The sequence below is a fragment of the Mesorhizobium sp. B2-1-1 genome (assembly GCF_006442975.2).
Taxonomy (GTDB): Bacteria; Pseudomonadota; Alphaproteobacteria; order Rhizobiales; family Rhizobiaceae; genus Mesorhizobium.
Map to the genome: position 1 here is coordinate 2,866,556 of NZ_CP083954.1, position 14,868 is coordinate 2,881,423.

10 protein-coding genes and 4 pseudogenes are annotated in these 14,868 nt (G+C 63.9%); 7 read left to right on the top strand and 7 right to left on the bottom strand.

Going from position 1 to position 14,868, the window contains the following annotated elements:
- Positions 1 to 137 precede the first annotated feature (137 nt).
- The 5 genes from FJ972_RS14115 to FJ972_RS14135 all read left to right on the top strand — a co-directional run bounded on the left by FJ972_RS14115 (position 138) and on the right by FJ972_RS14135 (position 5,420).
- A complete protein-coding gene (locus FJ972_RS14115; RefSeq protein ID WP_140499844.1) occupies positions 138 to 1,265 on the top strand; it encodes a sugar ABC transporter substrate-binding protein in 1,128 nt (375 codons plus the stop codon).
- A 79-nt stretch (positions 1,266 to 1,344) separates the two neighbouring features.
- Entirely contained in the window at positions 1,345 to 2,892 is a 1,548-nt protein-coding gene (locus FJ972_RS14120) for a sugar ABC transporter ATP-binding protein (protein WP_140521565.1), read from the top strand.
- A 13-nt stretch (positions 2,893 to 2,905) separates the two neighbouring features.
- Positions 2,906 to 3,886 (top strand): ABC transporter permease, encoded by a 981-nt coding sequence (locus FJ972_RS14125; RefSeq protein WP_140499841.1) that lies wholly within the window; start codon positions 2,906 to 2,908, stop codon positions 3,884 to 3,886.
- A complete protein-coding gene (locus FJ972_RS14130; protein ID WP_140499839.1) occupies positions 3,883 to 4,869 on the top strand; it encodes an ABC transporter permease in 987 nt (328 codons plus the stop codon). The genes FJ972_RS14125 and FJ972_RS14130 overlap by 4 nt, the downstream gene beginning before the upstream one ends.
- A 23-nt stretch (positions 4,870 to 4,892) precedes the next feature.
- A complete protein-coding gene (locus tag FJ972_RS14135) occupies positions 4,893 to 5,420 on the top strand; it encodes a gluconokinase (protein WP_181173510.1) in 528 nt (175 codons plus the stop codon).
- Between the two features lie 62 nt (positions 5,421 to 5,482).
- Here FJ972_RS14135 and FJ972_RS14140 read toward each other — a convergent pair whose 3' ends face one another.
- Both FJ972_RS14140 and FJ972_RS14145 read right to left on the bottom strand, forming a co-directional pair.
- Complete coding sequence (locus FJ972_RS14140) at positions 5,483 to 5,932, bottom strand: RrF2 family transcriptional regulator (RefSeq protein ID WP_013530871.1); 450 nt, start codon at positions 5,930 to 5,932, stop codon at positions 5,483 to 5,485.
- A gap of 258 nt (positions 5,933 to 6,190) precedes the next feature.
- Positions 6,191 to 7,177: a sulfate ABC transporter substrate-binding protein gene (locus tag FJ972_RS14145; protein WP_140499837.1), complete on the bottom strand. Its 987-nt coding sequence runs from the start codon at positions 7,175 to 7,177 to the stop codon at positions 6,191 to 6,193.
- 212 nt (positions 7,178 to 7,389) lie between these two features.
- Here FJ972_RS14145 and FJ972_RS14150 point away from each other — a divergent pair.
- Positions 7,390 to 7,664 (top strand): annotated as a pseudogene (locus FJ972_RS14150) (antitoxin).
- Positions 7,664 to 8,073 (top strand): annotated as a pseudogene (locus FJ972_RS14155) (type II toxin-antitoxin system VapC family toxin). Before FJ972_RS14150 ends, FJ972_RS14155 begins: the two co-directional pseudogenes overlap by 1 nt.
- 2 nt (positions 8,074 to 8,075) lie before the next feature.
- Here the strand turns inward: FJ972_RS14155 and FJ972_RS14160 are convergent.
- The 5 genes and pseudogenes from FJ972_RS14160 to pbpC all read right to left on the bottom strand — a co-directional run bounded on the left by FJ972_RS14160 (position 8,076) and on the right by pbpC (position 14,675).
- Positions 8,076 to 9,116, bottom strand: a complete 1,041-nt coding sequence (locus FJ972_RS14160) for a sulfate/molybdate ABC transporter ATP-binding protein (RefSeq protein WP_226880267.1) — start codon at positions 9,114 to 9,116, stop codon at positions 8,076 to 8,078.
- Between the two features lie 125 nt (positions 9,117 to 9,241).
- Positions 9,242 to 10,128: pseudogene (gene cysW, locus FJ972_RS14165) on the bottom strand (sulfate ABC transporter permease subunit CysW).
- A pseudogene (cysT, locus tag FJ972_RS14170) lies at positions 10,121 to 10,974 on the bottom strand (sulfate ABC transporter permease subunit CysT). The pseudogenes cysW and cysT overlap by 8 nt, the downstream one beginning before the upstream one ends.
- 21 nt (positions 10,975 to 10,995) lie before the next feature.
- Positions 10,996 to 12,021 (bottom strand): sulfate ABC transporter substrate-binding protein, encoded by a 1,026-nt coding sequence (locus FJ972_RS14175; protein WP_140521250.1) that lies wholly within the window; start codon positions 12,019 to 12,021, stop codon positions 10,996 to 10,998.
- Positions 12,022 to 12,581: 560 nt separating this feature from the next.
- On the bottom strand, positions 12,582 to 14,675 hold the full coding sequence (pbpC, locus tag FJ972_RS14185; RefSeq protein ID WP_140521249.1) for a penicillin-binding protein 1C: 2,094 nt from the start codon (positions 14,673 to 14,675) through the stop codon (positions 12,582 to 12,584).
- Positions 14,676 to 14,868: the final 193 nt, after the last annotated feature.

Below are 14,868 nucleotides of genomic sequence, written 5' to 3' on the forward strand. Positions count from 1 at the left end.
AACGACGGGGGAGGAGGCATCGCCTAGACCATTGGCCATCGGAAAGGCAGGTACGGCAAGGCAGGAGGAGCCGGAGCCGACCGTGCGAAATTCACATCGCGAAACCACGTCAGAATTACAAAATGGGAGGATTATCGATGATCAAGTCACTGGTAGGTGGCATCGTTGCCGCCAGCACATTCGTCATGCTCAACTCGGCCGCCATGGCCGCCGGCCCCGAGATCGTGCCGGGCCCGGCCGCCCAAGCCGACTGCTTCGCGCCCTGGAGCGCGGACACGAAATTCTTCAAATATCCCAAAAAGGAAGGCCCATACCGCATCGCCTTCGCCAATGGCTATATCGCCAACACCTGGCGCATCCAGATGGTGCAGACCGCAAAGGCCTATGCCGCCCAGCCGGACGTCAAAGCCAAGATCAAGGAATTCAAGGTCGTCTCGACCGGCGAGGACGTGCCGGCGCAGATCTCGGCGATCAACAACTTCATCGATTCCGGCTATGACGCGATCGTCACCGACGCGCAGAACCCGACTGCCTTCGGCCCGGTCATCAAGCGCGCCAAGCAGGCTGGCATCGTGCTGGTCGCCTTCGACAACATCCTCGACACCAAGGATGCCATCAACGTCAATGTGGACCAGAAGGGCCTCGGCGAATTGTGGGCCAAATGGCTGGTCGCGAAGGTGCCGAATGGCGGCAAGATTCTCGAAGTGCGCGGCGTTGCCGGCACCTCCGTCGATACCGATCGCCACAACGGCATCCACGAGGTGCTCGACGCTTCCGGCAAGAAATGGGACGTCACCGAAGTCGCCGGCAAGTGGGACGACGGCGTGGCACAGAAGGTCACCGCCGACGCGATCGCTACCAACGGGCCATTCGACGGCATCACCGGCCAGGGCGGCGACACCGGCATCGTGCAGGCGATGATCGACGCCAAGCATCCGTTTGTGCCCTTTGGCGGTGAAACCGAAAACGGCTTCCGCAAGTTCTGCGCGGCGCATTCGGCCGACGGGTTGAAGTGCTCTTCCGCGGGCTCGGGCCCGGCCCAGGTCGCCGTCGCCATCAAGACCGCGATTGCAGCGCTCGAAGGCGAAGTGGTGCCGCAAGAGGTGAAGCTGCCGCTGGCGATCGCCGAAGATCCGAACATGAAGGAAGGCACGGATTACTTCCCGAAAGAGTCGGACAATTTCTTCGTCGGCAACTCCTTCCCGACCTGCGGCATCAACTTCAGCGCCCAGGAAATCATGGGTCAGACCAAGGAAAATCAGTAGTTTCCAGTGGATATCGTTTCGGCGCCGCGGCTAAGCCGCGGCGCCGGTTCTTGAATGTTCGAGCGCCCTGGGAGGGTTGATGGACGTTGCGGCTCCGCTCTTGCGCATGGAAGGCATATCGAAGCGCTATGGCGGCGTGCGGGCGCTGGAGAAGGCCGACCTGTCGGTCGAGGCCGGCAGCATCCACGCCATCCTCGGCGAAAACGGCGCCGGCAAGTCGACGCTGATCAAGATCATGGCGGGCGTCGTTGCGCCCGACGAGGGCCGCATGGTGCTGGACGGGCGAGAGGCGACCTTCGCCTCGCCGGGCGCCGCGAACAAGGCCGGCATAGTCTGCATCTTCCAGGAGTTGTCGCTGATTCCCGAACTCAGCGTCGCCGACAACATCGTCATATCCGATCCGCCGAAACGCTTCGGCATGATCGACCGCAAGGCGCAGCGGCGCATCGCCGAGGACGCGCTGGCGCGTGCGGGAGCATCCGACATTCATCCGCTGGCGCTGGTCAAGGACCTGGCGCTGTCACGCCGGCAGATGGTCGAGATCGCCAAGGCATTGGCCAGGAAGCCACGCATCCTGATCCTCGACGAGGCGACCTCGGCACTGACGGCGGCGGATGTGTCGAAGATCTTCGCCGTGCTGAAGCGGCTGCGTTCGGAAGGGCTGGCGCTGCTCTACATCTCGCACCGCATGAACGAGATCGCCGAATTGGCGGACCAGTGCACGGTGTTCCGCAACGGCCGCAATGTCGCCAGCTATCCCGCCGGCTCGAAGAGCGACAGTGAAGTCGTCGAACTGATGATCGGGCGCGAATACAGCCATATCTTCCCGCCCAAGCCGACATTCGCGCCGGCCACCACCGCGCCGGTGCTCGAAGCCCGCAAGCTCTCCTGGACGGATCGCCTGCACAACATCTCGCTGTCGGTCAGGGCAGGCGAGGTGGTCGGCCTCGGCGGCCTCGACGGGCAGGGCCAACGCGAATTGCTGCTCGCTTTCTTCGGCGTCCTGCGTGGCCTTTCCGGCCAGATCCTGGTCGACGGTAAGCCAGTGGGCATCGCCAGCCCCGCCGCCGCACGCGAGAACGGCATCGGCATGGCGCTCATTCCCGAGGATCGCAAGACCGAAGGCCTGATGCTGCCGATGACGGTGCGCGAGAACCTGTCTTTCGCCGCGCTCGACCGGCTGTCGAAAGGCGGCATAATAGACCGCGCCGCCGAGCAGCGGCTTATCGACGACATGGTCGGCCTGCTGGCGATCAAGACGGCCGGCCTCGACATTCCGGTCGGCGCGTTGTCGGGCGGCAACCAGCAGAAGGTCGTCATCGCCAAATGGCTGATGCGCCAGCCGCGCATCATCCTGCTCAACGATCCGACGCGCGGCATCGATGTCGGCACCAAGCAGGAGCTGTATCAGCTGATGCGCAAGCTGGCGGACGCGGGGGCGGCAATCCTGTTCTATTCGACCGACTATGACGAGCTGATCGGCTGCTGCGACCGTGTGCTGGTGCTCTATGACGGGGCGGTCAAGCGCGAATTGGTGGGCGCCGAAATCACCGAACGGGCTCTGATATCAAGCGCGCTCAACATGCCTGGCGGGGATAGCCCGGTGAACCGGGGAGCGAACGCGTGAAAGGGATTTTGGCGTGAAGGATTGGCGCTACTGGTTGGCGGAGCAGCGCGGAACGCTGCTGGCGCTTGGCATCTTCATCGTCATGTTCGTCATCTACACCGCGAACCATCCGGCCGGCTTCACCGCCAATGTCGTGCAGACGGCGGCCAACAAGGGCGTGCTGCTGGCCTTCGTCGCCATGGCGCAGACGCTGGTGGTGATCACCGCGGGCATCGACCTTTCCGTCGGCATGATCTTCCTGTTGACCAACTGCCTGGCCTCGTGGCTGGTGGTGGGCACGCCGGTGCAGACGGCGCTTGGCGTGTTGGCGGTGCTGGCCGTCGGACTGCTGTGCGGGGCGATCAACGGCGCCATCGTCATCTACGGGCGGCTGCAGCCGATCGTCGCCACGATCGCCACCGGCGCGGTCTATTATGGCATCGGGCTTCTACTGCGGCCGTTCCCGGGCGGATCGGTCAACGAGGATCTGGCCGACGCGCTGACGGGCCGTGTGTTTGACGTGGTGCCGGCCAGCATGGTTGTGCTCCTGGCCGTCGTGTTGGTGATCTGGGTGCCGTTCAGCCGTTCGGTGCTTGGCCGCGCGGCCTATGCGGCAGGGTCGTCGGAAATGGCGGCCTACATGTCAGGCGTGCCCATCCGGCGCGGCAAGTTCGCAGCCTATACGCTGGCGGGGCTGCTGGCCTCGATCGGCGGCCTGTTCCTGACGTTCTTCACCTATACGGGCGAAGCGGCCTATGCCAGCGGCAACTCCTACACGTTGTTTTCCATTGCCGCCGTGGTGCTGGGCGGCGTCTCGCTGTTCGGCGGCAAGGGGAGTGCCATCGGCGCGATCTTCGGCGCGCTCGCCTTCCGCACTATCGGCGATCTGTTGTTCGTCTTCGATTTCGATCCGCTGTGGCAGCCGCTGTTCCAGGGCGTTATCCTGCTGATCGCCGTCAGCCTCGGCGCCTTCGCCCTGTTTCGGGTCCGCAACCGGCTGGAGTGGTTCCTGTGAGCGAGACGACATTGGGTGGCCTCGCCGGCCGCATGCCGAAATTCATTCGCCGCGCCGATCCCGCGGTGTTGACGGCCTTTGCCTGCATCGTGGTCCTGCTCCTGCTGGGCAGTCTTTATTCGCGCAGCTTCCTGTCGCCTGAATATCTCTTGCAGCAGCTCAAGGTGGCCTCGTTTCTCGGCGTCATCGCCACCGGCATGATGCTGGTCATCCTGCTCGGCCAGATCGACCTGTCGGTGCCGTGGTCGGTGGCGGCGGGCGCGATGATGGCTTGCGCTGCGGCCGCCTATGGCCCGGCCGGCGTTGCGTTGGCCATTCCATTCGGCATCTTGTGCGGGGTGCTGATCGGCATCGTCAACGGCATCGGCGTCGCCTATTTGCGCATTCCCTCCATGATCATCACGCTCGCCACCAACGCCGTCGCGCAAGGGCTGATGGTGGTCTACACCGGCGGCTTCTCGCCCCAGGATTCGGCCACCGGCGCCATGCGCTACCTGGCTACCGGCTTTGCCATTCCGGGAGTTCCCAACGCGGTCATCATCTGGGCGCTGATCGGCGCCGCGATGGTGTTCGTTCTGACCCGCACCGGCTTTGGCCGCACCGTCTACGGCATCGGCAACCGCGAGCGTGCCGCCTACCTCTCCGGCATCGACACAAGGCGCGTGGTGATGATCGCCTTTGCCGTCTCCGGCGGGCTCTCCGCCTTCGGCGGGGTGCTGCTTGCCGGCTACGCCTCCAAGGCGGCGCAGTCGATGGGCGACGCCTATCTCCTGCCGTCGATCGCGGCCGTCGTGCTGGGCGGCACCTCGATCCTTGGCGGGCGCGGCTCCTATCTCGGCACTGTCGCCGGCGTCATCCTGATCACGCTCCTGCAATCCATACTGTCGGTCATGCAGATGCCGGAGGCGGGTAGGCAGATCATCTACGGCGTCGTCATCGTCGCCATGCTGCTGCTCTACGGCCGCGCGCCGGCAAGCCGCTGACAGTGGACGAAAAGGCTCAGCGGATGGCGGAGGCCGCCCCCGGCTCTGTACCCCCAGCCATTGTGGTTATGGGTGTCGCCGGATGCGGCAAATCGGTCGTCGGTGCAGCGCTGGCAACCGCGCTGGGCGCGGTCTTCATCGAGGGTGACCGTCTTCATCCCCCCGAGAACGTCGCCCGCATGGCAAGCGGTCAGCCGCTTACCGATCAACTGCGCGAAGGCTGGCTCGATGCAATCGGCGAGCGCATCGCAGCGTCGGCCGGTGAGGGGCGGAGCGTGGTCGCTGCCTGCTCGGCGTTGAAGCGAAGCTACCGCGAGCGCCTGCGTGGCATTTGCCGAGACATCGTCTTCCTCTATCTGGAGATCGATCCGGCCATGGCGAGGCTGCGGGTCGCCAGCCGCAAGGGCCATTTCATGCCGGCAAGCCTGGTCGACAGCCAGTTCGCCATTCTCGAGCCGCCGGCGGCGGATGAGCGGGCGCTGACGCTCGATGCGACGCGCCTGATCGCCGACCTCGTAGCCGAGGCGGTGCGCATGAAGCGGCGGTTCTGAACCTTGATCGGCGCCATACCGGCATGCGACTTACGCCGGCAAGTGCGGCGCATGCGCAGGATCTAGATCTGCGACGTCAACTCGACCGGAAAATCATCATTGTCGGCATCGCGCATGGCGGCAAGGCTGCGGTTGTCCAGCACCTCGGCGATTGCCTGGCGCACCTCGAGCATCATGTGCCGGACCTGGCACGTCGCTTCGTCGCAATCCTCGCAGCGCTGATACTGCGTGCGGCTGGCGCATGGGATCGGCGCCAGCGGCCCGTCCAGCACACGCACCACATGGCCGATCTTGATCTCCGAGGCCGGGCGGGCGAGGCGATAGCCGCCTTCCTTGCCTTTGCGGCTCTGGACGAAGCCGGCATTGCGCAGCTCGCCCAGAATGGCATCGAGGAATTTTTTCGGGATGTTGTTGGCGACCGCGATGTCGTTGACGAAGGCCAATTGGCCAGCCGGCAAGCCGGACAGATGCACGAGGGCCTTGAGGCCGTATTTGCCTTTTTTAGTCAGCATGCCCGAGTCAACCCATGAAGCCCCAACAATCCGCATCTGGCGGCTGTTTGTGTGCAAATGATGACGGGGCTTGTGGAGCGCTGCCGTTTCGCGAACAAGCCGATTTGTCGGCACGTTAGGCGCAAACGCGTTGATTCTTCGTAACCTTTTGCGCGGCTGGCGTCGTATTTGCCATATTTTGCCGCAAACGGCGAAAGCCGGCAAAGCGCCGGCTTTCCTGATTTGCTTATCGTAACGTGCTATCGCGCCGCGAAAACCTTATCGGCTGCCATAGGCCTGGTCGAGCAGGCCGCCGGCGGCGAAATGCTCTTTCTGGATGTTGTCCCAGCCGCCGAAGACGTTTTCCACCGTCAGCAGGCGCACGTCCGGGAAGTCGGCCTTGTGTTTGGCGGCGACGGCCGTGTCGCGGGCGCGCAGGCCATTGTCAGCGGCGATGTCCTGCCCTTCGGGCGTATAGAGGAAATCGAGATAGCTTTTGGCCAGATCACGCGTGCCATGTTCGTCGGCGACCTTGTCGACGATCGCCACCGGGAATTCTGCCAGCAGGCTGACGGAAGGCGTGACCTGCTCGAATTTGTCGTCGCCATACTCCTTGCGGATGCCGCGGGTTTCGGATTCGAACGTGATCAGCACGTCACCGATCTCGCGCTGCACGAAAGTGGTGGTGGCTGCGCGCCCGCCCGTGTCGAAGATCGGCACGTTGTTGAACAACTTGGTGATGAATTCCTTCACCTTGGCGTCGTCGCCCTTGAAGGCCTCCTTGGCGTAGGCGGTCGCCGCCAGATAGGTGTAGCGCGCATTGCCCGAGGTTTTCGGGTTGGGGAAGATCACCTGCACGTCGTCGCGCACCAGGTCGTTCCAATCCTTGATGTGCTTGGGGTTGCCCGCCCGCACCAGGAAGGACGGCAGCGAATAGAAGGGCGAGGCGTTGTCGGGAAAATCCTTCTGCCAGTCGGCCGAGACGAGGCCCTTCTTGACCAGGAAGTCGATGTCGGTGACCTGGTTGAAGGTGACGACATCAGCGCCGAGCCCTTCGGCGATGGCGCGTGCCTGAGCCGAGGTGCCGGCATGCGACTGGTCGATGCTCACGCCCGGGTGCTTCTCGATGAATGCCTTGTTGACCTGGACGAACAGTTCGCGGCCGACGTCATAGGAGGCGTTGAGCAGCTTGTCGGCAGACCAGGCTTGGGAAGATGCGAGGAACAGGCCGGCGACGGTGGCGACGCCGAGGAGAAATCGCTTCATGAAATAAGGCTCCGTGTAGTGCTTAATCGCCCGACCATAGCCCTGCGCCACTGGCCCGACGAGGCACCTGCAATGGTTTCGCGGGTGCCGCCGTAAGAAAAAATGTCGTCAAGAGCGCTGTCATTAGAATTCTGTTCCTCCCAACGCTTCCTTACCCTTGCATTGCTGAGCCAGCATGCATGTACAATATGCATATACAAAGGGAGGCAACCATGCCCCGACATCGCCATTCAACAACGCGGCCGTCGAAGGAGGCGAAGCTGTTTCGCAATAACCGCAGCCAGGCGGTGCGCATTCCTGTCGAGTTCGAGCTCCCCGGCGAGAAGGTCCTGATCAGCCGTGAAAGCGACCGCCTTGTCATTGAGCCGATCCGCAAAGCTGGGCTCGGCGCGTTGCTCGCCAATGGGCAAACGAGCCGCCGCTCGGCCCCGAGGGCGATCTTCCCGAAATCAATGATGCGCCGGTCGAATCCGAGGACATTTTTTGATGCGGTTTATGCTGGACACCAACATCATCAGTGACATGATTCGAAATCCGGCTGGCAAAGCGGCCAATGCAGTGGAGCGCGAGGGAGACGACGCCATTTGCACAAGTATCGTGGTTGCCTCGGAATTGCGATATGGCTGTGCCAGGAAGGGATCAACCAAGCTGCTCAAAAAAGTCGAGCAATTGATGGCCGAGATTCCGGTCTTGCCGCTCGATGTGCCGGCGGATGCAGAGTATGGCGCCCTTCGTGCAGAACTGGAGGCCGCCGGCCAACCCATTGACCATACGACCTTTTTATTGCTGCGCACGCCTGCGCTGTGGGCATCACTTTGGTAACGGCCAATACGGGCGAGTTCATGCGAATCCGCAACCTCAAGATCGAGAACTGGCTGGAGTGGTGCTCGGTCTAATATCAAGCAGCCGGAAACAGCTTCCAGCGGCCCGGGCGGAACGCTACCCGGCTCTTCTGTGCCGCGGGGTGGTCGACGGGCAGCTCGATCTCGACGCGCTGGCGTTCGCCGCCGATCTCGAGTTCCACCCGGCGGGTGCCGGCGACGCGGCGGCTGGCGACCACCGTGCCGGCGATGCAGCCAGAGCAGCCGCTCAGCAATTCGACATCGTGCGGGCGGAAGTACAGCCTGGCATTGCCGCTGGCGGCGTCCGGCGCCGACAGCCCGATCGGGCGATCGGCGAGCCAGACCTCGCCATTCTCGACCTTGACGGGAAGCGAGCTCGATTCGCCGATGAAGCCATAGACGAAAGGCGAGTTCGGCCTGTCATAGATGTCGTCGGCGGTGCCGACCTGCTCGATGCGGCCCTGGCTCATCACCACGACGCGGTCGGCAAGCTCCAGCGCCTCTTCCTGGTCGTGGGTGACGAAGACGGTGGTGTGGCCGGTGGCGTCATGGATGTCGCGCAGCCAGCGGCGCAGTTCCCGGCGCACCTGCGCATCGAGCGCGCCGAACGGCTCGTCGAGCAGAAGCACTTTGGGTTCGATCGCCATGGCGCGCGCCAGCGCGACGCGCTGGCGCTGGCCACCGGATAGCTGCGCCGGATAGCGCTTTTCCAGGCCCGAGAGCTGGACCAGGTCGAGCAGTTCGGAGGCGCGGCGGCGGATCTCCTGCGCCGGCGGCCGCGTCGAGCCCTGCCGGACCTTGAGGCCGAAGCCGATATTGTCCAAGACCGTCATGTGCCGGAACAGCGCGTAGTGCTGGAAGACGAAGCCGACATTGCGCTCCTGGATCGATTTGTGCGAGGCGTCCTCGTCGCCGAAGAAGATCTTGCCGCGCGTCGGCCGCTCCAGCCCGGCAATCAGCCGCAGCAGCGTCGTCTTGCCCGAGCCCGACGGCCCCAGCAACGCGATCAGCTCGCCCGACTTGATGTCGAGCGACACGTCATGGAGCGCGGGAAACCGCTCGAACTCCTTGCGCACATTGGCAACGCGAACTTCCATCAACAGTCCCTTTGTAGTGGCTGCATGCCGTTATCCCAAAACCGGTTCCCGCTTTTGGGCGACATGTCTTTTGTTTCATGCATGCCGTTATCCCAAAACCGGTTTCCACTTTTGGGCGACATGCATCAATGTCCACGCGCCGCGGCGATCTCGGCGCCGTAACGCATCTCGAGCAGTGTCTTCAGGACCAGCGTCACCAGCGCCAGGCCGGCCAGCAGCGAGGCGACGGCAAAGGCGCCGACGGCGTTGTATTCATTGTAGAGGATCTCGACATGCAGCGGCATGGTGTTGGTCAGGCCGCGTATGTGGCCCGACACCACCGAGACCGCGCCGAACTCGCCCATGGCGCGCGCATTGCACAAGAGCACGCCGTAAAGCAGCCCCCATTTGACGTTGGGCAGCGTCACATACCAGAAGGCCTGCCAGCCATTGGCGCCGAGCGACAGCGCGGCCTCCTCGTCGCCATTGCCCTGCTCCTGCATCAGCGGGATCAGCTCGCGGGCCACGAAGGGGAAGGTGACGAAGACGGTGGCCAGCACAATGCCGGGCACGGCGAACAGGATGACGATGCCGTGCGCCTTCAGCCAGGCGCCGAGCAGCCCCTGGGCGCCGAACAGAAGCACATAGACCAGGCCCGAGATGACCGGCGAGACCGAGAACGGCAGGTCGATCAGCGTGGTCAGGAAGGCCTTGCCCTTGAACTCGAACTTGGCGATCGCCCAGGCGGCCGAGATGCCGAAGACGACATTGAGCGGCACCGAGATCGCCGCCACCAGCAGCGTCAGCCGGATCGCCGAGCGCGCGTATCGGGATTGCCGAGCGCCTCGGTGTAGGCGCCGACGCCCTTGGCGAAGGCTTCGTTGAAGACGATGATCAGCGGCAACAGCAGGAAGATGCCGAGGAAGGCGAACGCGATCGCCATCAGCACGGCCTGCGCCGGGCGGCTTTCGGTCACCGCCGCCGAGCGGCTGTCGTGATGCGGCTCGTAGGATTTGATCTCCGGATCAGCCATAGCGCTTGCGGCTCCATGTCTGCGCCAGGTTGACGATGAGCAGCATCAGGAACGACAGCGCCAGCATGATCGCGGCGATGGCGGTCGCCGCCGGGTAATTGTACTCCTCCAGCCGGATGACGATCAAAAGCGGCGCGATCTCGGACTTGTAGGGCAGGTTGCCGGCGATGAAGATGACCGAGCCGTATTCGCCGACGCCGCGCGCGAAGGCCAGCGCGAAACCGGTGACGATGGCCGGCGCCAGGCCCGGGAACAGCACCCGGGTGACGATCTGGAAGCGGCTGGCGCCGAGCGTGGCGGCGGCCTCCTCCACCTCCTTGTCGATCTCCTCCATGATCGGCTGCACGGTGCGCACGACGAAGGGCAGGCCGATGAAGACCAGCGCGATGACGATGCCGAGCGGGGTGTAGGCGACCTTGAGCCCAAGCGGCAGCAACAGCTTGCCGATCCAGCCATTGGGCGCGTAGAGCGTGGTCAGCGCGATGCCGGCCACCGCCGTCGGCAGCGCGAAGGGCAGGTCGACCATGGCATCGACGATGCGGCGGCCGGGAAAGCGGTAGCGCACCAGCACCCCCAGGCGACCAGCGTGCCGAAGACGACATTGACGGCGGCCGCGACAAAGGCGGTGCCGAAGCTGATGCGGAGCGCGTTGATGGTGCGCCGGTCGGTGGCGATCGCCCAGAAATCGGTCCAGCCGAGCGCCGCGGAGCGCCAGATCAGCCCCGACAGCGGAATGAGGATGATGAGGGTCAGGTAGGCAAGCGAGAAGCCGAGCGTCAATCCGAAACCCGGAATGACGCTCGGCTGTCGAAACCGCCAACCCGCCCGAGCGGGTGCTGTGATCATATCGTCCTGAATATCGACTGCTTACTGGGGCTTGTAGATCTGGTCGAATATACCACCATCGCCGAAATGGTAAGGCTGTGCTTTCTTCCAGCCGCCGAATTGTGGGTCGTCGATGGTGACCAGCTTGATCGGCGGTAGCTTGGCCAGGTCCTCTGCCGACACCAGATCGGGCTTGGCCGGACGATAGTGGTTCTTGGCGATGATCGTCTGCGCTTCCTTGGAATAGAGCCAGCCCAGATAGGCTTCGGCGACCTTGCGCGTGCCCTTGGCATCGACATTGGCGTCGACCAAAGCGACCGGCGGCTCGGCTAGGATCGAGGTCGGGGGATAGACGATATCGAAATTTTCGGCACCGAACTCGTCGAGCGCTAGATAGGCCTCGTTTTCCCAGGCAATCAGCACGTCGCCCAGGCCCTTTTGCGCGAAGGTCACCGTCGAGCCGCGCGCACCGGTATCGAGCACCGGAGCGTTGGCATAGAGCTTGCCGACGAACTCCTTCGTCTTGGCCTCGTCGCCACCGTCATTGGCGTTGGCATAAGCCCAGGCGGCGAGATAGTTCCAGCGTGCGCCGCCCGATGTCTTCGGGTTGGGCGTAATCACCTGGACGCCGTCCTTGACCAGGTCGTTCCAGTCGTGGATGCCCTTGGGGTTTCCTTTGCGGACGAGGAAGATGATGGTCGAGGTGTAGGGTGCCGAATTGTTCTCGAATTTCGTGCGCCAGTCCGGATTGATCTTTTTCGACTTGGAGACGATGGCGTTGATATCGCCTTCGAGCGCCAGCGTCACCACGTCGGCGTCGAGGCCGTCGATCACGGCCCGGGCCTGTGCGCCCGATCCACCGTGCGACTGCTGTATGGTGACCGTTTCCCCTGTCTCGGCTTTCCAGTGAGCGGCGAAGGCCTCGTCATAAGCCTTGTAGAGCTCGCGTGTCGGATCGTACGACACGTTGAGAATGGTGGTATCGGCGAACGCGAAACCGAGCGTGCCGAACTGGACAGACGTGGCGACCAGTGCGCCGAGCAGTCTCCTGAAACGAGGTTTGGTCATTTCTGCCTCCGTTGAACCCACGTCAAATCTACCGAATTGGTAGAATTTAGATGCATTAAATGTTGCCTTTTTTGTCGTTTTGGAGAAAATCTTGGACCTGATTTCGCGGTGCGGAGAAACATTTTCCCTCAAACGTCCCCTTGGCGAATCCCCATCGACCTATCTAGGAACAAGCGGTGCCGAAGCAAGGCTGTGGCATTTGGTCGGCACGCTATCCGGCTGGACTGGGAAATCGAAGCGCTGCTTGGCGGAGGGATCGTGGTTCAGCGTGAAGGTGCCGCCATTCGCGTGCATAGTTCTTGAATCCGGCCGAGTGCATCGCGCCGAGCAGCAGCTTGCGGTTTGCCGTCGCTTCGCTTGCGGTACAGGAAAATTGTCCGTTCCGGCGTAACGGATATCCTGGCGGATCGAGGGGCCGGCAACGCGGACGAAGTCGGCGGGCAGGGCGTCGGCGCGGGCTGGGAGGAGATTGCGGGTAAAGGAACTGGCGTCGCGAGTATTGTCGCGAGGCGCCGTACCTCAGGCGAAGAAGCGCAATCCCCTGAATCGCTTGCGCAATCTTATTCAACAAACACCTTCACACTTGCCGCGCGTCCCGCCGCATCGATTACGGTCAAGGTCGAGTAGCCGGTGCCGTCCGGTTGCCATGTCGCGGTGCGCCGGCGGTCGATGCCGGTCAGCGGCTTGCCGTTGGCCAGCCAGCGGAACGGCGCGCGCCCGCCTTGCAGCTTCAGTACCAGCGGCGAGGCGTCGGCCGAGTTGGTGGCGAGATCGACGCGGGCGCCGTCGGGCGGAAAGATAATGGTCGGCGCGGGCTCTGTGGGGGTCGAGGCCTGAACCAGGCCGTCGGACCCGGCGCCGAAGCGGGCAAGCGTCACAGGCAGGTCGTTACGTCGAGGAGTGAAGGCGCCGGGGGGCTTTCCCGGCAGCGGCACGGTGGCGAGACCCGAGCGGACAAAGCCCTCGAACAGAATTGGGGCTGCCGACACATAGCCGGACAGGCCAGGCACCGCGCCTGCATCGGCCCGGCCGACCCAGACGCCCAGCACGTAACGGCCGTCGAAGCCGACCGACCAGGCATCGCGGTAGCCATAGGAGGTGCCGGTCTTGTAGGCGATGCCGCGCTGCAATGCACCCTCGGGCGGCTTGACGCCCGACAGAATGTCCATGATTTGCCAGCTCGCCTGGTCATCGAGGATGGTCGCGGTGGTGCGCTCGGCATCGACCGGCTCGGTGCCATCATGCAGCGTGTGCGTCTTGCCGCCATTGGCGAGCCCTGTATAGAGCTGGACGAGATCGCGCAGCGTAATCCCAACGCCGCCAAGGCCGATGGCCAGGCCCGGCGCCTCGTTGACCGGCAGGATCGGGTTTACCCCAGCCTGGCGGAATCGGGCCGTCAGCCGCGCGGGACCGACCGCGTCGAGCACGCGGATCGCCGGCACGTTGAGCGACAGTTGCAGCGCCTCGCGGATGCTGACGTCGCCCTGATAGCCCATATCGAAATTCTTCGGCCGGTAGCCGCCGAAATCGGCCGGGCTGTCCTCGATCAGCATTTCCTGCGCCACCAGTCCCTGTTCGAAGGCAAGACCGTAGATGAATGGCTTCAGCGTCGAGCCCGGCGAACGCACGACCTTGGTCATGTCGATCCAGCCGGAGCGGCTGGCGTCGAAGAAATTGGCCGAGCCGACTTCGCCCAGAATATCGCCGGTGCGGGAATCGGCCAGCACCATGGCGACGGAGAGACGCGCCCCAAGCTTGGCGGCGGCGTCGCGCGCTACCTGTTCCAGCCCTTCCTGGACGCTCTTGCGGATCGTCAGCTTGAGCGGCTGGCCGGGAACCGCCTTGGGCAGCATCGCATAGGCGGCGTGCGCGGCGAGCGCCGGCAAGCTACGGCGCAGGCCAGACACATCGTCGAGCGCGGCGCGCGCGGCCTCGCGTTCGCCAAGCAGGCCAGCCGAGGCCATGCGGGACAGCACGCGGTCGCGGGCGGCGTGCGCGATCGCGAGGTTGCGGTCGGGCCGGCGCTTCTCCGGCAGCTGCGGCAGGGCGACGAGAAGCGCGGCTTCCGAGACGGTGAGCCGCTTCGGCTCCTTACCGAAATAGGCGAGCGAAGCGGCGCGCACGCCTTCGAGATTGCCGCCATAGGGCGCCAGCGTCAGATAGCGTTCGAGGATCTCGTGCTTGGACAGCCGCCGCTCGATCTGGATGGCGCGCAGCATCTGCTTGAGCTTGGAGCCGAGGCTGCGGCTGTCGCGCGGCTCGATCAGGCGGGCGAGTTGCATCGACAGCGTCGAGCCGCCGGACACGATGTGGCCACTGGTGGCGAACTGGCCGGCGGCGCGGGCAAGCGCCAGCACATCGACGCCTTCATGGTTCCAGAAGCGCTTGTCCTCATAGGTGACCAACATGTCGACGAACTGCTTGTCGACCTGGTCGAGGCGGGTTTCGAGCCGCCAATAGCCGTCAGGCGTGGCGAAGGCGCGCAAAAGCTGGCCGTCGCGGTCCTGGACTTCCGTCGAGACGGTAAGCTTTTCAGGAAGCGGAGGCGGGAAGGCGCGGTCGAGCTGCCACAGGGTAGCGGCGGAAACAGCAATAACAGCCACCAAGGAGGTGCTAGCGATAGCCGCGCGGCGCAGGAATTTTCTTGAGGGCATGGCGCTGCCCCTCATCCGCCTGCCGGCACCTTCTCCCCGCATAGTGGCGGGGAGAAGGGAGCTGTCGCAATCGTCGGCGCCTTTTCTGTAACGTTGAAAATTGGCGAAAGCCTTGGTGCAGGCCCCTTTCTCCCCGTCACTAAACGGGGAGAAGGTGCCGGCAGGGCAATGAGGGGCAGCGCAAACTTCACGT